Raw genomic sequence first — 26,787 nt, forward strand, 5'->3', positions numbered from 1 at the left:
GTCGCCCCATCGAGTCGCCCCATCGAGCCAGCGGCACATCGCGTGCCACACGCCTCCAATCGCCCTTCTTGGCGGCGAATCTCCGGTCGTGCGGTGGGGTCCTGTCGACCTCCGCCGCGACCGTGCGGCGCCGCCAGCGTTAGTGGACTGACGCCTCCGCCCGCCCGCGCGCGAATCCCCGGCTCGCTCGGGCTGCTTCGGGCGGAAACGGCGCTCAGCACACGAATCGATCCTCGAAGCCCGGTTGTTCCGGGCGTTCACCGCAGGCTCCCGGCGAGGGCGCTCGTCGCGCGGCGCGGCGCGGGGGATGGCCTCCCCCGCCCCGCTGCGGTAATGACGACCTCACCCGATCGGGAGGAACGCAGTGCCTGAGGGAGACGTCCTGCTCTCGAACGCCGACGGCGCCATCCGGGCGCTCGGCCCCACCGTGCTCGTCTGCGAGTGCCCGGGCGACGACCTCGACCTCGCCGTGCGCCGCATCGCCGCGTTCGCGCTGACCGCCTCGCTGATCATCGTGGGCATCGTGGCCGCGCGCGCGGCGCCCTTTCCCATCCTCTTCATCGCGGGGACATGGACCGCGGGCGCCACCGCGGCGCTGCTCATCGTCCGCCGGCGCCGCCGGCTCCACGGCCTGTTCCTCCTCGACTTCGAGCGGGCCGAGATCGTCCAGGAAGGCCGCGGCTTCCGGCGGACCTTTCCCATCCGGGCGATCGCCCGCGTGTCGACCCCGCCGGCCTCGGACGCCGACGTCGACGAGCCGGGCCTCGCGCCGCGCTGGCTGCTCCTCCACCTGTCGACCGGGGAGCAGCTGCGCCTGGGCAGGGCGCCCGCGTACGCGCTCGGCCCCGCGCTCGCGTTCCTCAAGCGGGCCGGCGTCGACGCGTGAGCGCGCCCGCCGCCGGCCCCGGCCGCGACGTCAGGGCCTGGGCAGGCTGGGGTAAGGCGGGCCGAACTGCCTGACCACGGTCCGCGCCTCCGAGAGGAACGGCGTCTTCATCGTCTCGTCCTGGTAGATCGGCCGGACGACGCAGGTGGGGTTGCTGCATTGCCCCGGATCGGGCTCGGGGAACATGACGTCGGCCACGAGCCAGAACCTGTCGCCCGAGTCCTCCGGGGTGAACGCCACGGGCTCCTCGGGATCGTAGAAGCCGGTGGGCCCGAGATCGGCCCCGAGCTCGCCGTTGCAGAAGATCTTGATCCGCGGGTGCACGTCGAACGACGCCGTGCCGCCGAAGTAGTGCACGGCGACCCGCATCCAGCCGTCCTTCGGCGGGAAGTCGACGTTGATGTTCTCCGGCGCGCAGAAGTTCGGGTTGTCAGGGTCGGTGATGCGGTGCAGGCAGGCGATGTTGTCGAGGTCGAGCCGCGGGTTGTGGCACCCCTGGCCGTAGGAGCGCCACGCGTCCCCCACGCCGCGGGGCGCGTAGAAGCACGTGTTGTTGGTCTCCTCCGGATCGAGATACCAGTTCACCGGCTCGGGCGGCGCCGCGTCGTCGCCGAACCAGCGGATGGATGAGCCCTCCACGAGGCCCTCGAGCGTGCAGTTCCCGTAGCCGCACGCGACGCTCGAGCCGCCGATCGTCCAGGGCTGCGTGTTGTTCGGCTTGTGGAGGTAGAGGTCCAGATCGACGCTGTACGGATCGTGCTCCCACTCGAGCTCGACGCGCAGGCCGCGGGCGCCGACGAACAGCGGGTAGGCGCAGGTCGCGGTCTCGCCGCCCGCCGCGCGCTTCGTGTACGTGACCGTGTACTCGCCCGACTGCAGGGGCTTGAAATCGTCCGCCGGGCCCGAGCCGCCGACCGAGGGGCACGGGTCCACGCCCGGCGGGCAGGCCACGGTCCAGACCTCGGAGCCCGGGAGCGCATCCTCGCTGAACGAGCCGGTGCCCTCCTTCAGGTCGACGTTCGCGAACGGGGCCGCCTGGATCGGGTGGCACCCCGTCGCATCCCTCATGTGGCAATCCTCGTCCGCGTGCACCCCGCCGACGCACGGGCCCCACGTGCCCGTCTCGTCGCAGAGCTGGGTGCCGGGGTAGCACCCCGGGCTGTGCCGGAACGACGGGTCGCCGCGAAAGCAAGAGTGCGCCTGGCCCGCGATGCACGCGCACGTCTCGTCGATCATCCCGTTGCAGTCGTCGTCGAGCCCGTCATGGTCCACGCCGAGCTCATCCACGCCGCACAGCTCCACGGGACCGCAGGCGCTGCCGCACGGGTTGACCGCCACGTCGGGCGCCTCCTCGGGCGCCCCTCCATCGATGTTGAGCATGCCGCCGAAGCCGTCGGATTCGCCCGTCTGGGCGCCCGGCTCGCCGGCGGAGCCGCCCGCCTCGCCGGCGCCGCCCGACCCGCCGGCGCTCGCGCTGCCCCCCGGCGTCCCGTCGAAATCGAACCGTATGCCTTCGGCGCTGCAGCCCGCCGCGACGCCGACGCCCGACGCCGCGGCTGCGATGACGACCGGGAACACGGTCAGGACACGATGACGAAACATGAGACCTCCACTCGGGACCTCGACACGCGGCCGCAGGGAGACTGCGGCCGCTCAGCGCCACAGCGAAGAGCACCGTACCTTAGCAAAGCCGAGACGCTGCAGCCCGAGGGCGCGCGCGATTGCGCGCGCAGGGATGGCAGCCCACGATGCCTCGGCCTTCATCGGTGAGAGATAAACACAGCTTGCGGGCTCGACAGGCGACGCGCAGCGCTCCCTAGCACGGCCTCCGTCCGGCGTCGGCGACAACGAACCGACGAGAGCCAGCGAGGAGCGTTTTCCGGAGCCTTCGAGTCAGGCGAATCACTATCAGGCGAACCACTACAGATTCACCGGCCCGGCGAGCGCGGCAGTGCGCCTCGGGGCGCCGGCGTGCGGGGCACGGGGGGCAGGCTCGTTCGACGAGCCGCGGTGCGCCCCGGTCGACCGGTCGAGCTCGCTCGGGGATGTGCACAGGGCTCCTCGCCCTCCGGGGTCAGGCCGCTCGGGGCCGTCCGTGGGGCGCGCGGCGCGCCCGCCGGTCACGGGAGCGACGGGTAGGCGGGACCGAAGCTCGACTCGACGTACGCCTCGGTGGTGAGGAGCGGCGTCTTCGTGTCCTCATTCCGGTAGATCGGCTGGACGATGCAGTTCGCCTGACCGCACTCGTCGGGCTCGGGGAAGAGCACGTCGGCCACGAGCCAGAACCTGCTGCCCGAGTCGTCGGGCGTGAAGGTGACGGGCCGCTCCGGGCTGAAGAACCCCGTGGGCCCGAGGTCGGCGCCGAGGGTGCTGTTGCAGAAGATCTTGATCCGCGGATGGATGTCCTTGGTCACCCGGCCACCGTAGTAATGCACGCCGATCCGCATCCACTGGCCCTTCGGCGGGTAGTCGATGTTGATGTTCTCGGGCGCGCAGAAATCCGGGTCGTCGGGGTCGCTCACCGTGGGATCGCACTCCCGGTTGTCGAGGTCGAGCCGCGGGTTGTGGCAGCCGCGCTCGTAGTCGCGCCAATCCTCCCCGACGCCCCGAGGCGCGAAGAAGCAGGTGTTGTTGCTCTCCACCGGGTCGAGGTACCAGTTCACCGGATCCGGCGGCGTCGCGGTGTTGCTGAACCAGCGGATCTCCGTGGATTCCACGAATTGCTCGATGGTGCAGTTGTTCCAGCCGCAGTCCGCGGGCGAGCCCGACGTCGACCAGGGCTGCGTGTTGTTCGGCTTGTGCAGGTGCAGGTCGAGATCGACGTTGCCGAAGTCGTGCTCCCACTGGAGCTCGACGCGCAGGCCGCCCGCGCCGACGAAGAGCGGGTAGTGGCAGCTCTGGGTCTCGCCGCTCGCGACGCGCTTCGTGTACGTGACCGTATACTCGCCCGATTGCAGCGGCTTGAAATCGTCCGCCGGGTCCGATCCGCCCACGCCGGGGCACGGGTCGACGCCCTCGGGGCACTCCACCGTCCACACCTCGGAGCCCGCGACCGCATCCGCGCTGAAGATGCCCGTGCCCGGCTTGAGATCGACGTCGGCGAACGGCGGCGCCTGGATCGGGTGGCACGCGATGGAGCTGTTCGAATAGCAGCCCTCGTCGGCGTGCACGCCGCCGACGCACGGGCCCCACGTGCCGGTCTCGTCGCAGAGCTGGGAGCCGGGGTAGCAGCCCTCGGCGTCCCGGAACGACGGATCCCCGCGGAAGCAGGAGTGCGCCTGGCCGGGGACGCAGGGGCACTCCTCGTCGATCTCGCCGTCGCAATCGTCGTCCAGGCCGAGGTTGGCGCCTGCGCACAGCTCCTTGTCGCCGCACGCGCTCCCGCACGGGTTCACCGTCACGTCGGGGGTGTTCTCCTGCCCTCCATCGGTGTTGAGCAGCCCGCCCAGCCCGTCGAGGCCGCCGACCCCGCTGCCCTCTCCCGCCTCGCCGCCGGCCCCGCCCAGGCCGCCCGCTGCCCCTACCCCGGTGTCGCCACCTCCGCTCGGGTTGAACGCGCCGGGCTTGCCCGTCGCGCTGCAGCCAGCCGCGATGCCGGCGCTCGACACCGCAGCGCCCACGAGGATGAGGAGCGAGGACGAGAAACGAAGTCGACCCATGAGACCTCCATTCGAGGGCAATGCGGTGATCAAGCGGATCCACCCCCGCCCGCCACCCCGGCATTCAGAGCTCACGCGAGTGTAGCAAAATCAGCAACCGACAACTGCACTGTAGCGCAGCAGGGAAATGCGGCCCGCGAATGGTGCGCCGCCGCTGATCCAGACGCCGTCGACAGGCTCACATGTCAGGCGAGCTGCGGCGATCGCGAGGCCGCGGGCGCTCGACGAAGGCTGCGGGCGCTCGACGAAGGCCGCGGTCGCTCGACGAAGGCCGCGGGCGCTCGACGAAGGCTGCGGGCGCTCGACGAAGGCCGCGGTCGCTCGACGAAGGCCGCGGGCGCTCCCGCCGCCGACGCGCGGCGTCCTGTCGGGGCCGAGGAGCGCCGCGCCGGAACACCGCGTCACCGCGACCCTGGAGAGCGCTGTGGCGTTGCAGTGCCGCTTGCAGGCGGCCAATGCGGGACGGACGCGCCCCGGCCGCCGGAGGACGCTATCCGACGATCGGCAGCTGCCGGCCGCCCTTGGCCCTCGCCGGCTGCGGCGGCTGCGGCCCCTGCTGCGGCTGCGCCGCGGGCGGAGCGGCCGTCTCCTCGATGTGCACGCCGGACCGGAAGCGCTGCTCGCCGCCCGCGATCTTCCGGTGCGCCAGCGTGTGCTGCATGAAATTCAGCGGAAAGAAGCCGGCCAGCTGAATCCAGCTCGACTGTCGCGTCAGGGTAAACCTGCGCCATATCGAGGACGGCGCGTAGAATTTCGTCCACGCCGACACCCAGCCCTCCCGGAGCCGCTCCCGGGACATCTGCTTGGGCACGAAATACGGTGAGCCGGCGTCGTGGTCGCGGCGCAGCCACCAGCGCTCGTCCGTGAGGCGCCCCTCCGCCTTCAGGCGGCGGTACAGCTGCGTCGCCGGGTACGGGGTGAGGATGGCATACAGCGCCATCGTCAGCTTCATGTCGATGCCGAACTCCACGGTGCGATCGAACACCTCGGGATCGTCCGTGTCGAAACCGAAGACGAAGCTCCCCCAGACCGAGATGCCGTGATCGTGGAGCATCGCCATCGTCTCCTTGTACTGCGAGGGCCGGTTCTGCCGCTTGCCGGTGAACTTGACCGTCTCCTCGTCGATGCTCTCGAAGCCGATGAAGAGCGCCTTGCACCCGCTCTCGGCCATCAGCTTCACGTTCTCGAGGCGCTTGACCGCGGCGAGCGAGCACTGGCCGATCCAGTGCTTCTTCAGCGGCACCATCCGGGTGAACAGCTCCTTCGAGTAGGCCCGGTGGATCATCACGTTGTCGTCCGCAAACATGATGAGCTTGCCGAGCGACCTGAGCTCGCTCAGCACCTCGTCGGTCGGGCGGAACCGCATCGTGGTGCCGTTCGCCGTCGACACGCTGCAGAACTCGCACGGGTAAGGGCAGCCGCGCATCGTCTGCACGACCTGGAACGGGATGTACTTCTTGGAGGTGAACAGATCGCGCCGCGGCGGGGGCCTGCCGGCCAGGTTCGGCAGCTCCGGACGGTAGATCGGTTTGAGCTCACCGCGCTTCGCGTCCGCGAGCAGGACGGGCCACGCGTCCTCCGCCTCGCCGACCACGACGGCGTCCGCGTGCTGCATCGCCTCGTCGGGGCAGGCCGTGGGGTGGATGCCCCCGAGCACCACCTTGACGCCGCGCCTGCGGTAAGCGGCGGCGATATCGTAGCTCCGGCGCGCGGTCTTGCTGTCGACGCTGATGCCGACGAGATCGACGTCCTTGACGTCGCGCTGGAGATCGAAGGGCTGCACGACGTCGTCGGTGTAGATGACCTCGTCCTCGGGGGGCGTGAGCGCCGCGAGGGTGCCGAGCCCCACCCGGGGCAGGTACGCGGAATCTTCGCTTGCCGTGGCGATGAGCTCGATCTGCATGGCGGATCGTGCTTATCACGGGGCCGCGCCGGCCCGTACCGCCGAGGCGCGCCGCACGAGGATCTCCGGCCGCGGCTGGCCCGGCGGCGTCGGCACCTCGGGGCTCGCCGGCGGTCCCTTGTCGGGGGTGTGCGGGGCGGGCGGGACCTCGTGCGGCACCTCACGCTCCGGCCGCGGCGGCTCGGGGTGATGCGGCACCTCTCGCCCCGGCTCGGTCGGGGGGAGGATCTCCGGCCCGGGTCTCGCTGGCGGAGTTGGCACCTCCGGCGCCGGCCTGCCGGGGACTCCCGGCCCGGGCTGCCCTGGCTCCGCAGGCGGCCCGGGCACCGGCTGGAACGGGACCTCGGGGGTGATCGCGGTCGTCGCGGCCGCACCGCCGGGCCCGCCGGCGCTGCGGATCTCGTCGCGCGTCGTCATCCACGGAGGGTAGGGCCGCGACGCCCCGCCCGCATCGGGGGCTCCCTGCTTTGCGCTAGGCGCGCCGCCTCGTCCGGCGCACGCTCCGGACGCGGAGCCCAAGGAGACCCAACTACGCATGAGCCTGCTCTCTCACGCCGCCGTCTTTCTCGGCGCCGCCGTGGTCGCCGTGCCGCTGTTCAAGCGGCTCGGCCTAGGCGCCGTGCTCGGCTACCTCGTCGCAGGCGCGCTCATCGGCCCCTGGGGCCTGCGGATCGTCACCGACGTCGAGAACATCCTCCACTTCTCGGAGCTCGGCGTGGTGCTGCTCCTCTTCCTCATCGGCCTCGAGCTCCAGCCGTCGCGGCTCTGGGTGCTGCGGCGCGCGGTGTTCGGGCTCGGCGGCGCGCAGGTCGCCGTCACGGGCGCGCTCATCGCGCTCATCGGCGTCGCGCTCGGCCACCGCGCCGACACGGCGGCCATCGCCGGCCTCGGGCTCTCGCTCTCGTCCACGGCGTTCGTGCTGCAGATCCTGGCCGAGAAGGGCCAGATGCAGGCGCAGCACGGCCGCTCCGCGTTCGCGATCCTGCTGTTCCAGGACCTCGCCGTCATCCCGCTGCTCGCGCTGCTCCCCCTGCTCGGCCCGGGGGGCGGGTCCCCGGCCGAGGGGAGCGCCCTCGCCTCGTCGTTCAAGGCGGTGGCCGTGCTGCTCGCCGTGGTCGCCGGCGGCCGCTACCTCGTGCGCCCCGTCTTCCGGGCGATCGCCGCCGCCCACGCCCACGAGATCTTCACCGCCGCGGCCCTGCTCGTCGTGCTCGGCACGGCGCTCCTCATGGTGCAGGTGGGCCTGTCGATGTCGCTCGGCGCCTTCATGGCGGGCGTGCTGCTCGCCGACTCGGAGTACCGCCACGAGCTCGAGGCCGACATCGAGCCGTTCAAGGGGCTGCTGATGGGGCTGTTCTTCATCGCCGTCGGCATGTCGGCGAACATCGGCCTGCTCATCGAGCGGCCGCTGCTCGTCCTCGGGCTCGTCCTCGGCATGATGGCGCTCAAGGCCGCCGTCCTGTTCGTCCTCGGCAGGGCGAGCGGGCACGCCGTGGGCTCCGCGCGCGACCTCGCGCTCGCGCTCCCGCAGGGGGGCGAGTTCGCCTTCGTCCTCTTCGGGCTGGCCGCGGGGCAGGGCATCATGGACAGGCTCCTCGCCGACCTCCTCGTCGTCGTGGTCACCCTGTCCATGGCGCTCACGCCGCTCGTCATCGCGCTCGGCGACCTGCTCCTCCAGCGATGGCGGCGGGCCGGCCCAGCGCGGGAGTTCGACGCGATCGAGGACGGCGACCCCAAGGTCATCATCGCCGGATACGGCCGCTTCGGCCAGATCGTCTCCCGCGTCCTCCGCACGAGGAAGATCCCCTTCACCGCGCTCGACGCGAGCGCCACGCAGGTCGACTTCGTCCGCAAGTACGGCAACAAGATCTATTACGGCGACGCCTCCCGGCTCGACCTGCTCCGCGCGGCGCGCGCCGACAAGGCGAAGATCTTCGTGCTGGCGATCGACGACGTCGCGTCCTCGGTGAAGACGGCAGAGATCGTGAAGCGGCACTTCCCGGAGCTCAAGATCTACGCGCGCGCCCGCAACCGCCAGCACGCGTACCAGCTCATGGATATCGGGGTGGAGCTGCTCGAGCGGGAGACGTTCCGGTCGTCGCTCGAGGTGGCGGCGCGCGTGCTGGAGGGCCTCGGGATGCGCGCGCCGGACGCCCAGGCGATCGTCGAGCGGTTCAGGGCCCACGACGAGCGGATGCTCCTCCGCGGGCACGCGGTCCACAACGACGAGGCCAAGCTCATCGAGGCCGCGAGGCAGGCCGCGCAAGAGCTGGAGGGGCTGTTCGAGACCGACGAGAGCGCGCCGTCCGGCAGGGACGAAAAAGCCGCTGCCGTGTGAGGCTGGTCGTCGCGCGGCCGCGGCCTGCGCCTCATGGCCGCGAACAAGTTCGTCAGTCTAACTAAGTTGCCCGCCGCGCTTCGTGCGACGCACGCAGCCATCGGCAGGACCTCCCCGCGACCTGAGCTTCAGGGCCACGAACAAGTTCGTCAGTCTAACTAAGTTGCCCGCCGCGCTTCGTGCGACGCACGCAGCCATCGGCAGGACCTCCCCGCGGCCTGAGCTTCATGGCCACGAACAAGTTCGCGCCGCGTCGCTCACTCCTGTTCCTGCTTCGCGCCGATGCCGTGGCGGCGAAGGTAAGCCCGCACGTGCGCCCGCTCCATGCCCGCGCGCCGCGCCATCTCGCTGACGTTGCCCTTCGCCTCCTCGGACAGGGCGGCGAAATAGTCGCGCTCGAACCGCGCGAGCACGTCGCGCTTCGCCTCCTGGAACTGGCGGCCCTTCAGCGAGGCGAACGAGCCGTTGAACGCGCCGCCGCCGCCGCCGGCGGCCGGGTGGATCGAGGGCGACGAGTTGCCGTGCACCGGCGTCTCGGTGAGCGCGCCGAGGTGCGCCGCGATGTCGATCTCCTCGCCCTCGCCCGCGAGCGCGAACGCGACGGCGACCGCGTTCCTGAGCTCGCGGACGTTGCCCGGCCAGTCGTGCCGCATCAGCCGCTCGAGCGTGCTGTTCGAGACGCGCTCGTAGGCGGTCTCGTCGCCGAGATCCTTCAGCATCCGGCGGACGAGCACCGGGATGTCCTCCACGCGCTGCCGGAGCGCCGGCAGCTCGATCTTGATCTGCGCGACGCGGAAGTAGAGGTCGCTCCGGAAGTTGCCGCCGTTGACCGCGCGCACGAGGTCGCGGCGCGTCGCCGCGAGCACCCGCACGTCGACCTCGCGGTAGCTCGACCCGCCGACGCTCTTGATGCGGCGCTCGGCGAGCGCGCGGAGGAGCTTCGGCTGCACCTCGAGCGGCAGCTCGCCGAGCTCGTCGAGGAAGATCGTGCCGCCGTCCGCCTCGATGAACGGCGAGAGGCGCTTGTCGACCGCCCCGGTGAACGCGCCGCGCTCGTGGCCGAAGAGCGTCGCCTCGGCGAGCGTCGGCGGGATCGAGCCGCAGTCGACGACCACGAACGGCTTCTTCGAGCGGGCGCTCGCCTGGTGCAGCGCCTGGGCGACGAGCTCCTTGCCCGTCCCGGTCTCGCCCGTGATGAGCACCGTGAGATCGGTCGGCGCCATCTTGGAGAGGCGCTCGAAGATGGCGCGCATCCCGGGGCTGCTCGCCACGAGCGGGCCGAACGACGGGATCGCCGACACCGTGATGCGCTCGGGGCGCAGCGGCTCGAACTGGATCTCGGTCTCGCCGAGCCGCAGCTTCGTGCTCGTGAGCAGGTAGATGTCGCCGACCCGCACGCCGCCGACGAACGTCCCGTTCCTGCTGCCGAGGTCGCGCACGCGGACGCCCTGCTCGGTGGCGACGAACTCGGCGTGCACCGCGCTCACCTTGGCGTCGTCGAGGACCAGCTGGCAGGCCGCGTTGCGGCCCACGATGACGGGATCGGTGCCGATCTCCAGCCATCCGCCGCCGCGAGCGGCCGACGACTTCGTCGGGCGGATGCGCCCGCCGCGCACCTCGACCCTGTTCTTCGTGCCTACCGTGGCGTCGAGCAACTCAATGCCTCTCTGTCTTGCGGCGCGAAGGAGGGCCCTCCGGCCGGGGAATCTCTGCGGCCCCCGTCCTGCTCGGCGGCGCCGGCGGCACCGCGCCGGACCTGCTCGGCGGCGCCGGCGGCACCGCGCCGGACCTGCTCGGCGGCGCCGGCGGCACCGCGCCGGACCTGCTCGGCGGCGCCGGCGGCACCGCGCCAGACCTGCTCGGCGGCGCCGGCGGCACCGCGCCAGACCTGCTCGGCGGCGCCGGCGGCACCGCGCCGGACCTGCTCGGCGGCGCCGGCGGCACCGCGCCAGACCTGCTCGGCGGCGCCGGCGGCACCGCGCCAGACCTGCTCGGCGGCGGCGGGGGCACCGAGCCCCCGGTCCTGCTCGGCGGCGGCGGCAGCGAGCCCCCGGTCCTGCTCGGCGGCGGCGGCATCGAGCCCCCGGTCCTGCTCGGCGGCGGCGGCGGCATCGAGCTCGGGCCGACATCGGCGAAGCCGCCGTTCTCGGTCATCGTCGGGGGGCCGTCGACGACCGTGGGGTTGTCCTCCAGGAACGCCTCGGGCAGCTCCGAGGGGTACCGGCTCCGCTGCGAGCGGCGCACCGCGCGCGTGATGTTCGCGGGCTGGATGGCGCGCCAGCTCGCGAGCGCCTCGGCCGCGGTGCTGAAGCGACCCTCGCGCCGGCGATCGAGCGCCCGCTCGAGGAAGCGCTCGATGCCCACCGGCCACTTCTCGCCGGTCGCCTCGGCGAGCGACGGCGCCGGGCGGTCGAGCTTCATCGCGACGAGCACCGCGGCCGTCGCGCCCTCGAAGGGCAGCCGCCCGGACAGGGCGCGGAAGGCCACCGCGCCGACCGCGTAGATGTCCGCCCGCTCATCGGCCCGCGCCGCGCCGCGCACCTGCTCCGGCGCCATGTACGCGAACGAGCCCAGCGTCGCGTCGAAGGCGGTGAGCGTCGGCTCCTCCTTCTCGCGCCGGGTGAGCTTGGAGATGCCGAAGTCGAGGATCTTCGCGCGCTCGCGCCGATCGGGCAGGCCGAGGTGCTCGAGGTAGATGTTGCCGGGCTTGAGGTCGCGGTGGATGACGCCGGCGGCGTGCGCCGCCACGAGCCCCTGGAGGACGTCGTCGATGATCGGGCCGACCTCGCTGAAGGGCAGGTACTGCTCGCGCTTCAGCCGGTCCGCGAGCGACTCGCCGTCGAGCTGCTCGAACACGAGCAGGTGCGCGCCGTCCTCGGTCTCGCCGACCTCGAGCAGCTGGCAGACGTACGGGCTCTTGATCGCCGAGGCGATCTTGGCCTCGCGGTCGAAGCGCCGCACGAGGTCGGGCTTCATCGCGGCGCGCGCGAGCAGGACCTTGATGGCGACCTGCTGCATGTCCGATTCCCGTGTCGCCGCCCAGACTTCGCCCATGCCCCCCCGCCCAAGCAAGCGGGTGACTCGGTAGCCAGCAACAACGTCGCCCGGGTGGATCGCCACGTAACCTGGATCGGGACCGTACCACCGCCAATCTCAAAAGGTGAGAAAAAAGCGAGCGTCCAGGTAAACCCCGTGATTCCCGGAGCGAGCGGAACCGATCACGTCAGGCGCGCGAAGCGGCGGCGCGGCTCGCGGCGGCTCGCAGCGGCTCGCGGCGGCTCGCAGCGGCTCGCGGCGGCTCGCGAGCGAAGCGGCAGCGGCGACCGCGCGGCGCAGGTGCCCGCGCGCGGCACGGCACGGCTGCGCGCGGAGCGAGCACGAAACGGACGAGGCGCCGTGCCGGCGGGCGCGCCCAGGGAAGCCGGCGCCCGGCGCACGTCGGTTCGGAGGACCACGGCCGCGCGGGTCGCGCTCGGCGGGCGCGGCCCGAGCCCGCGCCGCAGCGCGGAATCCCGGGAGAACCCGAGGGGCGGCGGCACTAGCCCGATGCGCCATGATTCTGTAGGCTCGCCGCGCCATGCCGCGCACAGCCGAGGACGTCGAAACCTACCTCCTGCAGCTCGATCGCCGGTTCGAGAACGATGCCGGTACCTACCTCGTCTCGGGGGGCGCTGGCGCGCCGCCGATCGCGATCCGCATCGATCCACCCATCGTGGCGGTGCGCGTCTCGATCGGCCCCGTGCCCGCCGACGACGCCCACCAGACCAAGCTCTTCCGCCGCCTGCTCGAGTACAACGCGACCGACCTGATGCATGCTTCGTACGGGATCGAGGCCGGCACCATCGTCCTGTCGGCGGCGCTGGAGCTCGAGAACCTCGACATGAACGAGCTCGAGGCGATCCTGAGCGACATCGATCTCGCGCTCGCCCGCCACGTCCCCGTGCTGCACGATCTCGCGCTGAGCTGACCTGCCGCGCCTTTCGACCCTGCGCTACCCGAGAGTTGGAGCTGATCTATGGGAATTTTCGCGCGCCTTGCGACCCTCATCAAGTCGAACCTGAACGACCTCATCAGCCGCTCGGAGGACCCCGAGAAGATGCTGAACCAGGTCGTCATCGACATGGCAAACCAGCTGATCGAGGCGAAGAAGCAGGTCGCCGTCTCGATCGCCGACGAGAAGCGGCTGGCGAAGCAGGCCGAGCAAGAGGCGGCCAACGCCGCGGAGTGGGAGCGCCGGGCGATGCTCGCCATCAAGGCGGGCGACGACGCGCTGGCCAAGGAGGCGCTGAACCGCAAGAAGGAGCACGACCAGCTCGCCGCGACCTACAAGGACCAGTGGCAGAAGCAGAAGCAGGCGGTCGACCAGCTGAAGACGGCCCTGCGCCTCCTCAACAACAAGATCGAGGAGGCGAAGCGCAAGAAGAACGTGCTCATCGCCCGGAAGAAGCGGGCCGAGGCGCAGAAGGCGATCCAGGAGACCATGAGCGGTCTCAACAACGCCTCCGCCTTCGAGACGTTCGACCGGATGTCGAACAAGATCGACCAGATCGAGGCCGAGGCGGAGGCCGCCGGGGAGATCGCCGAGCAGTACACGGGCGACACGCTGGCGCACCGGTTCGGGCAGCTCGAGGCGACGGCGGGCGCGGACGACGAGCTGCTCGCGCTCAAGCGGAAGATGGGCGTGCTCCCGCCCGAGCCGCCGCCCGCGGCCACGCCGCCGCAGGTGCGCGTGGCCGGCGCGGGCGGCGCGCCGACCGGCATGCCCCAGGCCGAGCAGGACGAGCTCGCGGCGGCCATCGCGGAGCTCGAGGCCGAAGAACAACGTGAACAAGCCAGGATGAAGCGCTAGAGCACGCCCGCCCATGAGCCAAGCCGCTACGGCGCTCCGCCGTCCCGAATCGAACGCCGCCCCCGCCGCTCCCGTCCCCGTACACGCCGAAGAGGTCGGCGCCTTCCTCGAGCGCGTCGGCGTCAGCTCGTCCGGCGGCCTCTCCGAGGCCGAAGCGCAGAAGCGCCTCGCGGAGCACGGGAAGAACCTCCTGCCCGAGACGAAGAAGAAGAGCGCGCTCGTCCGCATCCTCGAGCAGTTCGCGAACCCGCTCGTCCTCACGCTGCTCGCCGCGGCGACGATCGCCGTGGTCGTCGGCTTCACGGCCGAGAAGCACGAGAGCTTCCTCCACAGGTTCGGCGACGCGATCGCCATCCTGCTCATCGTCATCCTGAACGCGTTCCTCGGCTACTACCAGGAGCGGCGCGCGGAGGCGGCCCTCGAGGCGCTCCAGAAGCTCAGCGCGCCGAGCGCGCGCGTGCGCCGCGGCGGCAAGACCGTGGTCATCGCGGCCGAGGACGTCGCGCCCGGCGACATCCTCGAGCTCGAGGCGGGCGACGCGGTCCCGGCCGACGCGCGGCTCGTGCAGACGATCAGCTTCGCGACCGAGGAGGCGGCGCTGACGGGCGAGAGCGCGGCCGCGGTCAAGGACGCCCTCGCCCCGGTCGCGCGCGACGCGCCGCTCGGCGACCGCGTGACGATGATCTTCACCGGCACGAGCGTCGTGCGCGGCAAGGGGCGCGCGGTCGTGACCGCGACCGGCGTGAACACCGAGCTCGGCCGCATCGGCGAGATGATCCGCTCGGTCGGCGAGCAGAAGACGCCCCTCGAGGAGCGCCTCGATCGCTTCGGCGCGATCATCCTGCGGGTGTGCCTGGCGCTCTCGGCGGTGCTGCTCGGCTGGGGGTTCATCCGGGGCGGGCGGCCGTGGCACGAGCTCCTGCTCGAGGGCGTGAGCCTCGCCGTGGCCGCCATCCCCGAGGGGCTGCCCGCGATCACGACGATCACGCTCGCGCTCGGGATGCAGCGCATGGCGAAGCGCGGGGCGATCGTGCGCAAGCTGCCCGCGGTCGAGACGCTCGGCGCCGCGACGATCATCGCGTCGGACAAGACGGGCACGCTCACCCAGAACGAGATGACCGTGCGCAACGTGTACGCGGGCGGCCACCGCTACACCGTGTCCGGCGAGGGGTACAACCCGGTCGGCGCGGTGCGCGACGAGGCCGGCGCGGAGGTCGTCGACCTGTCGGCGCCCCTCAGCTACCTGCTCGCGACCGTCGCGCTCTGCAACAACGCGTCGCTGAACGAGGACCAGGCGACGGGCCGCTGGAACATCGTCGGCGACCCGACCGAGGGGGCGCTGCTCACGCTGGCCGCGAAGGGCGGCCAGTCGCGCGAGTCGGTGGCGCCGTCGCACGCGTTCGTGCACGAGCTGCCCTTCGACAGCGATCGCAAGCGGATGACGGTGATCACGCGGGACGAGCGCGGCCGCGAGATCGCGCACGTGAAGGGGAGCGTCGACGTGCTCCTGCCGCTCTGCGTGAAGTTCGCGGACGACAAGGGGGTGCGGGCGCTGACCGAGGACGACCGGCGCGCGATCATCGCCGAGGCCGATCGCATGAGCGAGGCCGCGCTGCGCGTGCTCGCGATCTGCCGCCGCGTGCGGGTCAGCCACGACGCGGACGACATCGAGCGCGAGCTCACGTTCCTCGGCCTGGTCGGGATGATGGACCCGCCGCGGCAGGGCGTGAAGGAGGCGGTGGCCGAGTGCCGCCGCGCCGGCATCCGCGCCGTCATGATCACGGGCGACCACCGGCTCACCGCGACGGCGATCGCCAAGGAGATCGGGCTCTGGGACGAGGGCGACGAGGCGCTCAGCGGCGCGGAGCTCGCGGCGATGAGCGACGAGGAGCTCGCGCGGCGGATCATGCACCTGCGCGTCTTCGCCCGGACGACGGCGGAGCAGAAGCTCCGGCTCGTGCGGGCGTTCAAGGCGCACGGCCACATCGTGGCGATGACGGGCGACGGCGTGAACGACGCGCCCGCGCTCCGCGAGGCGCACATCGGCGTGGCGATGGGGCGCGGCGGCACGGACGTGGCGCGGCAGGCGGCGGACCTCGTGCTCGCGGACGACAACTTCGCGACCATCGTCGAGGCGGTGCGCGAGGGGCGCGCCATCTACCGCAACATCCAGAAGTTCATCTTCTTCCTCCTCTCGTCGAACATGGGCCTGCTCGTGGCCGTGTTCGTGGTCTCGTTCTTCGGCAAGTGGCCGCCGCTGACGCCGCTGATGATCCTCTGGATCAACCTCGTGACGAACGGCCTGCCGGCGCTCGCGCTCGGCATCGATCCGCCGGATCCGCAGCTCATGTCCGAGGCGCCGCGGCCGCGCGACGAGGGCCTGCTCGTCAAGCGCGACTACCTCGGGATCCTCTACGTCGGCGCGTTCATGGGGCTCGCGGCCGTGGCGCTCTACGCCACGTCGGAGCAGACCGAGGACGCGCTGCTCCGCACGCGCGCCGTCGCCTTCTCGCTGCTCGCGCTGTCGCCGCTCTTCCACGCTTGGAGCTGCCGCAGCCCGGTGATCTCGATCTTCGCGTCGAAGCCGCTCGTCAGCCTCCCGCTCCTCGTGGCGGTGGCGGCCAGCGCGGCGATCCACCTGATCGCGCTGCTCGTGCCCGCGCTGCGCCCGGTCTTCCGCACGTACGCGATGTCGTCGCACGAGTGGATGGTCCTGCTCGTCCTCTCGGCGCTCATCGTGCCGGCCGTCGAGATCGCGAAGCTCGTGTACCGCCGGATCCGGCCGGTCGACGCCGGCCCCGCCCGCCTCCCCGCCTCCGCCGGCCCCCGCTGATCCCCTGACATGGGCCGGCGCCGCCGGCCCCTTCCTCGCCGCGCGAGGTCGCCGCCCGCCGCGCCGAGGTCGCCGCCGGGGCGCTGTTTTCGCGCGACGGCGGAGCGGCCTCGGGCGCCGCGGCGGCCGCGGGCCCCCCGCACGCTGAGCGATCCGGAAACAAAGTGCTCGTGGTAAGAACAAGCGGGCGCGGAGAGGCGTCCAAACCCGAGCTTATGAGACGTAAAACACCTTCTCGCCGTACGCCGGGGGCGCCTGCCCTCGGTTCCCGCCTCGCCGCGCTCGCGCCGGCCGCGCTGGTCGCCCTGGCAGCCGCGGCGCCCTCCCCCGCCCTCGCCGCCGGCGCGCCGATCGCGGCGCCGCTCGTCGAGTCGAAGTGGCTCAAGCTCGATGGAGTCCCGAAGGAGTGGCCGGTGGCGCTCACCTCCCTCGGCGTCAAGGTGAAGGGCAAGCCGAGCAAGGCCGACCTCGCCGCGCAGGTGGCCATCGCCTACGACGACGCGCGGGTCTACGTGGCGGCCGACGTGACCGATGACGCGCTGCGCGGCGGCGCGGATCACGTGAAGCTCGTCCTCGGCTTCCCGGGCGGGAAGGTCCAGGAGGTCGCGCTCTACCCGGGACAGCCGGGCAAGAGCCGGGGCATCGTGAAGCTGCCGGGCGGCAAGGAGGCGGCGGGGGCGAAGGTGATCGAGGCGCCGCGGGCCGGCGGGTACACGCTCGAGGCGAGCGTCCCCTGGTCGGCGTTCCCCGAGGCGGCGACGACCCGGGTCGGGCTGCGGGCGGGGCTCTTCGTCCACGACGCCGACGGCGCCGGCGGGGTCGACGCGATCGTCGGCAGCGCCGCCTCGGAGGCGTACGCGTCGCTGTCGCCGCTCGCGACCGAGCCCGAGCTCGCGGTCATCGACGGCCTGCTGAGGAGCAAGGGCATCCGCAGCGCCCCGAAGTACGACCTCGTCGCCGACGTCGCCGGCGACGCGATGCGGGAGCGGGTGACCGTTTACGAGCGGTACCTGGTCGTCCTCGGCCCCGGGTTCCGGAAGGGCGCGCAGTACTACTTCGAGGACCTCGGGGTCGACGCCAGCGAGGGGATGGTCCCGTCGCTCACGGCGCGCGACCTGACGGGCGACGGCCAGGCCGAGCTCATCCTGAGGAAGCGCACGGGCACCGGCGCCAAGTACCGCGAGGTGATGCACGTGCTGCAGTTCGGCGCCGGCGACACGCCGAAGCCGATCTTCCAGCACGAGATCGCGATCTCGACGGACAAGGGCTCGGTCGTCAACGACGTCGAGCTCGTGCCCGACGGCGCGAAGCTGGCGATCCGCATCGAGCCGGGCAAGGCGACCCGGTACGACGCGAGCAACTACGCGGAGGGGGTGGAGCAGACGTACGACCCGCTGCTCTTGCCGTGGGGGCCGATCAAGTCGCAGCTCTACAAGCTGAACGGCGGGGTGTTCACGAAGGCGAGCGAGCAGCGGCAGGCGCCGGCCGCGGCCGCGCGCCCCGCGGCGGCGCGCGCCGAGGAGCCGCGGGCCGCGGCGAAGCCGGCCGGGCTGTCGCCGGCCGAGATGCTCGACAAGGTGTACGCGCTCTACCGGCGCGACCGCGGGGCGTCGTCGAGCAAGCCGCGGTTCGACCTCGGCGCCGACGTGGCCGGGGGTCGCGAGCCCGAGCGGGTGCTCCTGCACGACCGCGACCTCGTGGTGTTCGGCAAGGGCTTCCGGGGCGGCGCGGGGTACGCGTTCATGACGCTGGCGCAGTTCGCCGCGCCGGGCGACATCCGCTCGGTGCGCGCGCTCGATCTCACCGGCGACGGCAAGGCGGAGATCATCGTCCACGGCACCGTCCGCGCGGCGGCGCCCAAGGAGGCGGGCGCCGCGACCGTGGACCGCGACGTGGTGCTCATCTTCCGGCTGGAGGGCGAGGGCATCCAGCGGGTCTTCGCGGCCGAGGTCGGGCGCAGCATCGGCGACAAGAAGATCGTCGGCGAGCTCAAGTTCGTGCGCGCGGACGACAAGGTGGGGATCGAGCTCGCCCCCGGGCGGGCCGTCGAGTGGACGGAGCAGACGTATCCGTTCAACCAGGACAAGGGCCCCGTCGGCGGCTTCGAGCCGCTGCTCCTGCCGTGGGGGGGAGCGCAGCCGGCGCGGTACGTCTGGAATGGGTCGACCTTCGCCAAGTAGGCGGGCAGAGGGCCTCGCGGGGTCGCATGCCCCCATCGCCTTTCGGGGTGTGCGCGCGCCGCACCGGCTGCGGAGGGTAACTGCCGCGGTGGATGCGACGTGCGCATCCGCCTCGGCGGTTCATCTCTCGATCGATCAGCGGGATCGGCGCTCGAGTCGCCGATCGAAGGGGTCGCCTCCGCTCGACGGCTCGCGGGCTTGTCCGCTCACGCGCCCGGAGCCGCGCGCGAGGGCGTACGCGATGCCCGAATCGAGCGTGGACCGCACCAGGATCCCGCCCAGATCCGCCCCGAGCTCCACGAGCGCCCGCGAGATCGCGGGCTGGATCCCCGTCACGAGCACCTGCGCGCCGAGCAGATTCACCGCCCGCGCCGTCCGCACCAGCGCGCTGGCGACCTGGGTGTCGATGGTCGGCACGCCTGTAACGTCGAGGATCACCATGGAGGCCTGGTGGGCGACGATGCCTTCCAGCAGGGTCTCGAGCACCTGCTGCGCCCGGGGCGCGTCGATGTTGCCGACGAGCGGCATCACCACCACGCCGCGCGCGATCGGCAGCAGCGGCGTGGAGAGGGCGCGCAGCCTGGCCTCCTGCAGGCGGATGATCTCGTCCTGGAGCCGCTGAGCCTCGGCCTCGGCCGCTCGGCTCTCGGTGACCTCCACGGAGATGCCACACACCGCATACAGCCTCCCTCGTGAATCGAGCAGCGGGAACCTCGTGGTCACGAAGTAATGGGTGCGGCCCTCGAGCAGGAGCTGCTCCTCCATGACGAGCGGCGCCTCCGTCGCGATGACCTGCCGCTCCGACTGCTCGAGACGCTCGGCGAGCTCCGAGGGCACGACGTCGCGAGCGGCGCGCCCGAGCACCGCCTCGCGGGAGAGGCCCATGAGCCGCTCGAAGTGCCTGTTGACGAGCGCGTAGCGGCCGTCCAGATCCTTGACGTAGACGGCGCTGGGCGCGTGCTCGACGATTGCGGTGACAAATGCCGCGCCGTCCTGGTACGCCTTCTCGGCGCGCATCCTGTCCGTCACGTCGAGGTTGATCCCGATCACGTAGCGCGCGTCGCCCACGTCGGCCCGTGACATCCTGGTCTCGGTCCACACGGTGCGGTCCTCGGCGCGCTCCAGGCCGGCGTCGGCCGTGTCGTACGGGGTCGGCGCCATGATCACGCATTCGCCGCTCCGGATCACCCGATCGAAATGGGCGGTGTATCCGCCCGCCACGGCCACCGGATCCTCGTACATATTGTGCTTGCCGACCATCGCTTCCTTCGACGGCACGGCCAGCATCTCGCGGTTCCGGCGGTTGATGTCCGCCAGGACGCCGTCGGCGCGGTAGAGAGCCGACGGGACGGGCAGGTGCTCGAAGACGCCCTGGTACAGGGCCGCCTGCGCCTCCGCGGCCTGGGCGCGCTGCTCCAACGCCTTGATCTCACGGCGGAGCCGCTCCAGCTCAGCCTGCATTCCGTCGATATCCACGCGCCCCCTGGGTCATCGTGCCTGCACCGCCAGCTCGCGAATGGCCGTCGCGCTCACGACAATTATATTTGATGATATGCCGGACCCTTACATGGTCTGCCCAGCATTGCCAAGCCCATTCGATCCGAGCTCGGCTGTCGCGGGTGGTGTGTGGCGGCGCTCACGCCTGCGTGGACCTGTGCTCTGACGCACGCGAGGTAATCCGCGTTCAGCCAATGTAGGCACGGCGGAGCCTCGCCCGCGCCTGGCGGGCGGGGCCTCTCGCCGCCCCGCGCATCACCGACGGTCCGCCTCGCCCGGTTCATCTCGTTCGGCATTCGCTTCAGCGGTGCCCGTGCCGCCGCGGGCTCGGCGCGCGACGGGGTTCACGGACGCCTCCCTGCGCGCCTCTGCGGCAAGATCCAGGCGAACTCGTGGTACACGCTAGCGGCGGCGGACCGCCGCGCGAGCGGCCGCGGCACGGAAGCGCCCCGCGAGGAACAATGTTGCTGGCCGAGATCCAGGGAAAGCTGAAGGGCACGTTTGCCTGTGCCGCGTGCGGCAGCAGCGACGGCGTCCGCCTGGAGGCCGCGAGCGCCATGGAAGACGTGCTCACGTCCAACGTCTTCGGCGCGCTCCGGTACCTCCGCCCGGAGCTCGGCGTGCTCCCCTTGCTCGAGCACCTCGATTTGAGGCTCGATCCCGCGCACTCCCCCCGGTTGACCGCCTGGCCGTCGAACGTCGCGTCGATCGTGGCGCTCGGAGATCGTGAGCTCCGGGACGTCGGCTGTGAGCCGGACGTGGTGCTCGAGGGCCGCGCGGCGCTCGTGCTCGTCGAGGTCAAGCTCGGCGCACCTCTGGGCGCGGATCCGATGCAGCTCCCCAAGGAGTCGATCGTGGCCCACCAGCGCGCGAGCGGGCGGCCGTGGCGCCTTCTCTGCGTCACGCCCGGCGCGACCGCGCCTCACCTTCAGGGCTTCCGCGTCGAGGAGGGCCGCCTCGCCAGGGGCCCCGTCGTGCCGCTGGCCGAGGCCGTCGCCTCGTACTTCACCGCGGCGACGATGCTCCGGCCGGTCGCGGACTGGCCACGGGCCTCGGAGGTCAGGGCGAACGTGCGCTGGATGTCGTGGTCGTCGGTGGGCAAGCTGTTGCGAGCGGCCTTCGAGCGCAACGCGACCGCTCCGCACGAGGAGAACCTGCTCGCGGACGTGCTGGCGCTGCTCCAGATGCGGGGGCTGCTCCGCCCGGACTTTCACGGGTTCACGAGGCTTGAGGCAACGCTGTTCCAGCGGCTCGGCCATCCCCTGTGGCGACGTCCCCGCCCGCGCGCCCGCTCGCTCTGGAGCTTCGCCTGCACGGTCACTCCCTGGCCGAAGCTCCGCTGGTTGGCCTCCGTTGCCGGAGGGGTCGGGCCGCGCGGGTTCGCGGCGCTCCGCCCGCGACCGCTGGCATCATGGCCTGGCGCGATCTGGCGGCAGCGAGATCAACGCGGCAGCGTGCCGAGGAGGAGGTGATCAGCATGGGTGTCGAGCCGGAGAAGATCCAGCAAGCGATGCGCTCCGTGACCGAGGCGCACGAGGTCCTGGCGGAGTTTCACAAGGAGATCGTCGCGTTCTACGGCATCGTCGACGAGCAGCTCGCGGACGCGCATGGCCCCGTGAAGCTCGAGCCGCACATGGATGGCTATATCGTGCGGTACCCGGCCGACAAGCTCAAGACGCCCCAGGACTGGGTGCCGAAATGGATCGGTCGTTTTTACTGCGATATCGCCGCGGAGAGCGGAGGCGACGACGAGGACGACGCGGCGAAGGCAACGCAGGGCAAAGATGCGGACGAAGGCGAGCTGAACGTCGCGTTCGTCTGGATCGCCGCCCATGCGCCGGCCGACGAGGCGCCCGACTGTTCCACGCCTGAATGCTGGTTCGGCGTCGCCCACCCCGGCGTCGGGAGCGGATTCAAGGACTCCTGGAGCGCGGCTCGGTATGGAGTCTGGTACAAGCTCGATACGTGCTCGGTGCTCCCGGGCAGGTGGGTCGAGGGCGAGTTCTCCGAGTCCGGGAAGTTCGGCAAGGGAGGCCGGTGGCACGCCCGGCGCGTCCCGCTCGTGGAGCTGCTCGACGAGGAGCGCATCCGGTCGCTCGTGACAGACCCGCTGCGAAAGAAATATGCCGAGGTGTTCGCCGCGGGCCGTTGATCCGCCGATCCGGAGCGGCTCCTCCTGGCTCCCGACGACGTGCTGCGGCTGCTCCCCGAGGACTACCTGCGCTCGCTTCCGACGGACGTGCAGGCGAAGATCCGCGCTCGGCTCGACCCCCGACCCGAAGACGCCTGACGGCGGGCGCGCCCGGCGCCTACCGCTCGTCCGCCATGCGCCGTCGTCGTCGGCGCCGCGCCGCCGACGCGGCCGCGAAGGCGAGGCCGAGCAGGGCCAGGGCGACGCCGCTCCACGACACGAGCCGCAGGCGCGGGTCGGCGTCGAGCGCGACGGCCTCGTCGGCGCGGCTCTGGACGATGACCACGAGATCGGTGTGGCCGACCGGCGCGATCCCGGCGAGAAACGCGCCGCCGTACTTCACGGGATCGCGCTCGGCGAGCGGATCGCGAAAGTCGTCCACCGAGGCCACCAGCTCGGGCGGCGGCAGCCGGAGCTGCCCCAGCGCGGGCGCGCCGGTGACCGGCGCCGGCAGGAGCCCGCTCAGCGTCGCGCTGCGGAGCGCGGCGCCCTCGCCGTGCTCGAGGCCGTCGTGGACCAGCACCGTGAGCTCGTCGCTCGCCGGCGCCGACTCGCCGCGCTCGCGGTCGCGGCGCGCGGCCAGCGCGGCGAAGCGGCGGCCATCGCTGAGCTGGAGCGCGCCGAGCCGGGAGTCCGTCGCGATCGTGGCGATGAGCGCCCCGGCGAACTCACCGGAGGCGCTGCGGATGGGGGACGCGAGGGCGAACTTGTGGTTGTGGTCGGTCTCCGACTGGAAGGCGCGGGAGACGTACGCCACGCCGGGATCCGGCCCCTCGGCGAGGCGCCGGGCGCCCTGGAAGTAGTTGCGGAACTCGTACGTCCCCCGGGGCGCCGACGCCCGCGGCCAGTGCAGGAGCAGCACGCCGTTCCGGTCGACGACGAACCAGGTGACCAGCGAGGGGCCTCCGTGCTGGCCGACGTACGCCTCGCGGAGCGCCTCGAGCGCCGGCAGGTGCGGCCGCTCGACGAGCGCCGCGGCGCGCGGATCGGCGGCCGCGCGGGCGACGAGCTCGCCGTAGTGCCAGAGCTGCGCGAGCACCGCGCCGGCCACCGCCCGCGCCGCGTACACGTTGCCCTCGAGCACCTCCTGCCGCCGCGCCTCCTCCTGGGCGCGCGCCGTCGCCACCGCACCCCCGAACGCCAGCGTCGCCGCGAGCATCAGCGCCACCGCGGCCGGGTGCCGGGCGCACCAGCGCAGCGCGCGCTCGCCCCGCCCCGGCGTGCGCGCCGCGACGGGCTCGCCGCGCAGCCAGCGCTCCAGATCCTCGGCGAGCGCCTCGGCCGAGCCGTACCGCCGCTCGGGCTCCTTGCGCAGGCACGTCAGGCAGATCGTCTCGAGGTCGCGCGGCAGGTCGCGCCGCACCGAGCGCGGCGGCGTCGGCTCCTCCTCGGCCGTGCGCTGCAGCGTCTCGTGCGGCGTCGGGCCGTCGAACGGGCGGCGGCCGGTGAGCAGCTCGTAGAGGATCACGCCGAGGCTGAAGATGTCGGCCGCCGGCGTGACCCGCTTCGCGTGGCCCATCGCCTGCTCCGGCGCCATGTAGCCGGCCGTCCCCACGCGGTCGCCCGTCGCGGTGCCGCCCTCGTGGCCGAGCTGCTTGGCGACCCCGAAGTCCGCCACGTACGGCTCCTCGGCCTCGTCGAAGAGGATGTTCGCGGGCTTCAGATCGCGGTGGAGGATGTGCTGGCGGTGCCCCTCGTGGACGGCGCGGGCGAGCTTCGCGACCAGCGCGGCGGCGCGGCGCGGGTCGCGGTAGCGCTCGAGGCGGGCGGAGAGGGCGCCGCCGGCCATGAGCTTCATCGTGAAATAGGCGCGGCCCTCGTGCTCGCCGACGTCGTAGATCGGCACGATGTTCGGGTGATCCAGGCGGGCGACGACCTCGATCTCGCGCTGGAACAGCCGCGCCGCGGTGGCGCTCGCGAACGGGCCGCCCGGCAGCATCTTGAGGGCGACGATCCGGTCGGCGCGGATCTGCCGCGCCCGGTAGACCACGCCCATCCCGCCGGCGCCGAGCCGGTCGAGGATCTCGTACGCGCCGAGGCGCAACGACGGAAGGGGGCAGTCGTCCTTGCCCGGCGGGTCGGGATCGACCGACGGCGCGCGGCGGTCGACCACGCGGGCGATCAGGCAGGAGGGGCAGAGGCCGAGCGGCGCGTCGGGCTCGATGGCCTCCCGGCATGTCGGGCAGACGCGGACCGTCAGGGCCTGAGCGGCAGCGGTGTGGCCTCCACGATCCATCACCCGTTCTTCCGGATCCGTTCGTGAAGGTTACCCGTCATTCGATGGGTCACCCCTCAGCGCGAGGCGCAGCGAGCGCAGCTCGTCTTCCACGTCCTCGACGCGCGCGACCGTGCGCGCCACCTCCTCGCGGAAGGTTCGCTGATAGCGGTCGTACAGGCGGGAGGTCGCGGTCTTCACCGCCTCCACGCTCATGCCGAGCGCCGCCGCGACCTCCTTGTGCGGCCGCTCCTCCTCTTCGCCGGTGAGCCGTCCTTTGAGCGCCTCGAAGACCCGCGCCTGTCCGGTCTGCGCGTAATGATCTTGCAGCACGGTGAGCGTGCGCTCGATCAGGTCCATGGCGAAGCGCCGCTGGTAGAGCGCCTCCGGCGTGAGCAGGTGGCCCGCCGCGTGGGCGTGCACCGGCTCTGCCTGATAGCGCTGCTCCGCGCGCTCGGCGTCGAAGCCGCGGAGCGCGCCGTCGCCGCCGCGCTTCTGGGCGCGGGCGCGCTCGCGCTCGTTGGCGACGTAGTGCTTGACGCAGGCGATGAGCCACGACCGGAACCGGCCGCGGTTCTGGTCGGCCATGGCGAGGTCGTTCCGCTCGAGGAGGCGCGCGAAGAAGCCCTGGGTGAGGTCCTGCGCCTCCTCGGCCGGCGCGCCGCGGCGGCGCACGAAGGCGTAGACGGGGTACCAGTACAGCTCGCAGAGCGTGGCCAGCGCCTGCCGCCCCTCGGGGGTGAGCGGCTCGCCGGCCTTTCCGACCAGACCCCAGGAGGTCTCGGGGAAGCGGCGCGGCGGGTCGGAGGACGGGGGCATGGGAGCACAGAATAACCGTCCTGGTACGAGCGCGGGAATTTACTTGCACGGCGCGGATCTGGGCCTCGAGGAGCTCATTCCGAGCTGCCCGGCCCCAGGAGAGGGTGTTCGTGGGGCGGCGCGGGCCCTACCGAGCTCGCGTTGGACGTTCTTTCTCCGGCGTGCGATGCACACCAGAGAAAGTCCGTCCCCCGTGCCGCCCCACGAACACCCTCTCCTGGGTGGTGGCCTAATTTGCCCCGGAGTGATTCCCATGAAGGCGGGAAGGCAGGAAGATCATTGATCTTTTCTTCCCGCCTTCCCGCCTTCGTGTTCAAATCCGGCCACCACCCTGTTCCACGTGCTTGCGAACATCGCCACCGTGTGCCCCGACGTCAGCTTGGCGAGCACCTTCGCTGCCGCACGTTCCGCTGCCAACGGACGCACCAGAAAATGGTTCGCGCCAATGGCAAGTTGGCGGAGCATCAAAGACACACGACGGTTGGCGCAGATGTCGCAAGCGGACTGGCATGCGCAGCAGAGATCTCACGGCTGGTTTGGTCCTGCTCTCCGCCTCGTCATGTGTGGGCGACGTGAGGGGCGAAGCGGCCAACGAGCCGCACGAGTAACCGAGCGTCGCCCATGCAAGCGCGGGAGCGGACCAAGCAGAGCCGCGAGGCACCTTCGAGCTCACCCTCTGCGTTGCGCTTGCCGCGGACAGGGTAAAGGTCAAGGAGGCGTTCTGTCGCTCGCTAAAGGAGCCTGATCAACGGGGCCGCTGTTGGTCCCATCGATTCGACAGACCCCTCAAGTGGATCAACTGGTACATCTACGAATTTTAGCTATGATCCACGGATGACTCGCCACAAGTACAGCATAATAGCCGTACGTCGATACGGCGTTGAAGGCGAACCCGGCCGCGAGATCGTGCTAAAAATTGGGGAACCAATACGGCCGGGCTCGCCTAGCGGCTCGTGGGCATGCGCTGTTCTCCTTGATGGACTTGAACCAGACGTTGAATACGTAGAAGGGATCGACGCTATCCAAGCCATTCAAAGTGCCATGCGGTACGCGCGACACGCGCTAGACAATTGCGGGCTGCCGATCACATGGATGGACCAGGAATCTGGAGACATCGGACTTCCACTTCCTATCGAGAGTCCTTTTGGGCTGTGGTTCCAGCGGAGACTCGAGAAGCTGGTAGAGGACGAAATTGACCGGGTGGGCGAGATGGTGACCGAGGTCCTCAAGGCTCGCGCACGACGACGACAGCGTGGATCTTGAGGTATCCGGGCGAGTGCGCTCGCTTGGCTGCATACCGGAGGGCGAGTTCGTCGTTCATGGCCACCTTGCAGCGCGTCAGTCGGCGAGAGGAGCTCGAGCGCAGATTCGTCGCTGTCGCTCACCGCGGCGGCGCGGATGGAGGTTGAGGCGCGCA

General features: G+C 71.6%; 19 protein-coding genes. 9 read left to right on the forward strand and 10 right to left on the reverse strand.

Annotation, left to right across the window (positions count from 1 at the left end; genetic code table 11):
- Positions 1-364: 364 nt before the first annotated feature.
- Positions 365-886, forward strand: a complete 522-nt coding sequence (locus tag WME98_RS04600) for a hypothetical protein (protein ID WP_437950154.1) — start codon at positions 365-367, stop codon at positions 884-886.
- A 30-nt stretch (positions 887-916) separates the two neighbouring features.
- Here WME98_RS04600 and WME98_RS04605 read toward each other — a convergent pair whose 3' ends face one another.
- The 4 genes from WME98_RS04605 to WME98_RS04620 form a co-directional block, all read right to left on the reverse strand.
- Positions 917-2,488, reverse strand: coding sequence for a hypothetical protein (locus WME98_RS04605; RefSeq protein ID WP_437950155.1), 1,572 nt, complete (start codon positions 2,486-2,488; stop codon positions 917-919).
- A 518-nt stretch (positions 2,489-3,006) separates the two neighbouring features.
- Positions 3,007-4,545 (reverse strand): hypothetical protein, encoded by a 1,539-nt coding sequence (locus tag WME98_RS04610; RefSeq protein ID WP_437950156.1) that lies wholly within the window; start codon positions 4,543-4,545, stop codon positions 3,007-3,009.
- 490 nt (positions 4,546-5,035) lie between these two features.
- Positions 5,036-6,448 carry a B12-binding domain-containing radical SAM protein gene (locus WME98_RS04615; RefSeq protein ID WP_437332333.1) on the reverse strand — a complete coding sequence of 471 codons (1,413 nt, stop codon included), beginning with the start codon at positions 6,446-6,448 and terminating at the stop codon, positions 5,036-5,038.
- Positions 6,449-6,463: 15 nt separating this feature from the next.
- The gene (locus WME98_RS04620; protein WP_437950157.1) at positions 6,464-6,865 is read right to left on the reverse strand and encodes a hypothetical protein; all 402 of its coding nucleotides are present in this window, start codon (positions 6,863-6,865) and stop codon (positions 6,464-6,466) included.
- A gap of 118 nt (positions 6,866-6,983) precedes the next feature.
- Between WME98_RS04620 and WME98_RS04625 the strand changes: the two genes are divergently transcribed.
- On the forward strand, positions 6,984-8,786 hold the full coding sequence (locus WME98_RS04625; protein ID WP_437950158.1) for a monovalent cation:proton antiporter-2 (CPA2) family protein: 1,803 nt from the start codon (positions 6,984-6,986) through the stop codon (positions 8,784-8,786).
- A gap of 257 nt (positions 8,787-9,043) precedes the next feature.
- Here WME98_RS04625 and WME98_RS04630 read toward each other — a convergent pair whose 3' ends face one another.
- Both WME98_RS04630 and WME98_RS04635 read right to left on the reverse strand, forming a co-directional pair.
- On the reverse strand, positions 9,044-10,441 hold the full coding sequence (locus WME98_RS04630) for a sigma 54-interacting transcriptional regulator (protein WP_437950159.1): 1,398 nt from the start codon (positions 10,439-10,441) through the stop codon (positions 9,044-9,046).
- Between the two features lies 1 nt (position 10,442).
- Positions 10,443-11,840 carry a protein kinase domain-containing protein gene (locus WME98_RS04635; protein ID WP_437950160.1) on the reverse strand — a complete coding sequence of 466 codons (1,398 nt, stop codon included), beginning with the start codon at positions 11,838-11,840 and terminating at the stop codon, positions 10,443-10,445.
- A gap of 523 nt (positions 11,841-12,363) precedes the next feature.
- Here WME98_RS04635 and WME98_RS04640 point away from each other — a divergent pair.
- From WME98_RS04640 to WME98_RS04655, 4 genes are all read left to right on the forward strand, one after another.
- A complete protein-coding gene (locus WME98_RS04640; RefSeq protein ID WP_061626275.1) occupies positions 12,364-12,753 on the forward strand; it encodes a hypothetical protein in 390 nt (129 codons plus the stop codon).
- A gap of 48 nt (positions 12,754-12,801) precedes the next feature.
- A complete protein-coding gene (locus WME98_RS04645) occupies positions 12,802-13,635 on the forward strand; it encodes a PspA/IM30 family protein (protein WP_020738517.1) in 834 nt (277 codons plus the stop codon).
- 13 nt (positions 13,636-13,648) lie between these two features.
- Positions 13,649-16,468: a cation-translocating P-type ATPase gene (locus WME98_RS04650; RefSeq protein ID WP_437950161.1), complete on the forward strand. Its 2,820-nt coding sequence runs from the start codon at positions 13,649-13,651 to the stop codon at positions 16,466-16,468.
- Between the two features lie 215 nt (positions 16,469-16,683).
- Entirely contained in the window at positions 16,684-18,648 is a 1,965-nt protein-coding gene (locus WME98_RS04655) for a hypothetical protein (protein WP_437950162.1), read from the forward strand.
- Between the two features lie 135 nt (positions 18,649-18,783).
- On the opposite strand, the gene WME98_RS04660 is transcribed toward WME98_RS04655, so the two are convergent.
- Positions 18,784-20,109 carry a PAS domain-containing protein gene (locus tag WME98_RS04660; protein ID WP_437950163.1) on the reverse strand — a complete coding sequence of 442 codons (1,326 nt, stop codon included), beginning with the start codon at positions 20,107-20,109 and terminating at the stop codon, positions 18,784-18,786.
- 497 nt (positions 20,110-20,606) lie between these two features.
- Here WME98_RS04660 and WME98_RS04665 point away from each other — a divergent pair, with 497 nt between their 5' ends.
- Positions 20,607-21,617, forward strand: coding sequence for a hypothetical protein (locus WME98_RS04665; protein WP_437950164.1), 1,011 nt, complete (start codon positions 20,607-20,609; stop codon positions 21,615-21,617).
- Between the two features lie 5 nt (positions 21,618-21,622).
- A complete protein-coding gene (locus WME98_RS04670; protein ID WP_437950165.1) occupies positions 21,623-22,297 on the forward strand; it encodes a hypothetical protein in 675 nt (224 codons plus the stop codon).
- 157 nt (positions 22,298-22,454) lie between these two features.
- Here WME98_RS04670 and WME98_RS04675 read toward each other — a convergent pair whose 3' ends face one another.
- From WME98_RS04675 to WME98_RS04685, 3 genes are all read right to left on the reverse strand, one after another.
- Positions 22,455-24,572, reverse strand: a complete 2,118-nt coding sequence (locus tag WME98_RS04675) for a protein kinase domain-containing protein (RefSeq protein ID WP_437950166.1) — start codon at positions 24,570-24,572, stop codon at positions 22,455-22,457.
- Positions 24,573-24,602: 30 nt separating this feature from the next.
- Positions 24,603-25,370 (reverse strand): RNA polymerase sigma factor, encoded by a 768-nt coding sequence (locus WME98_RS04680; protein ID WP_437950167.1) that lies wholly within the window; start codon positions 25,368-25,370, stop codon positions 24,603-24,605.
- Between the two features lie 276 nt (positions 25,371-25,646).
- Positions 25,647-25,835, reverse strand: a complete 189-nt coding sequence (locus WME98_RS04685; protein ID WP_437950168.1) for a hypothetical protein — start codon at positions 25,833-25,835, stop codon at positions 25,647-25,649.
- Between the two features lie 369 nt (positions 25,836-26,204).
- Between WME98_RS04685 and WME98_RS04690 the strand changes: the two genes are divergently transcribed.
- Entirely contained in the window at positions 26,205-26,633 is a 429-nt protein-coding gene (locus WME98_RS04690; protein ID WP_437950169.1) for a DUF6968 family protein, read from the forward strand.
- Positions 26,634-26,787: the final 154 nt, after the last annotated feature.

This window comes from Sorangium sp. So ce296 (assembly GCF_051529605.1).
Classification (GTDB): Bacteria; Myxococcota_A; Polyangia; order Polyangiales; family Polyangiaceae; genus Sorangium; species Sorangium cellulosum_D.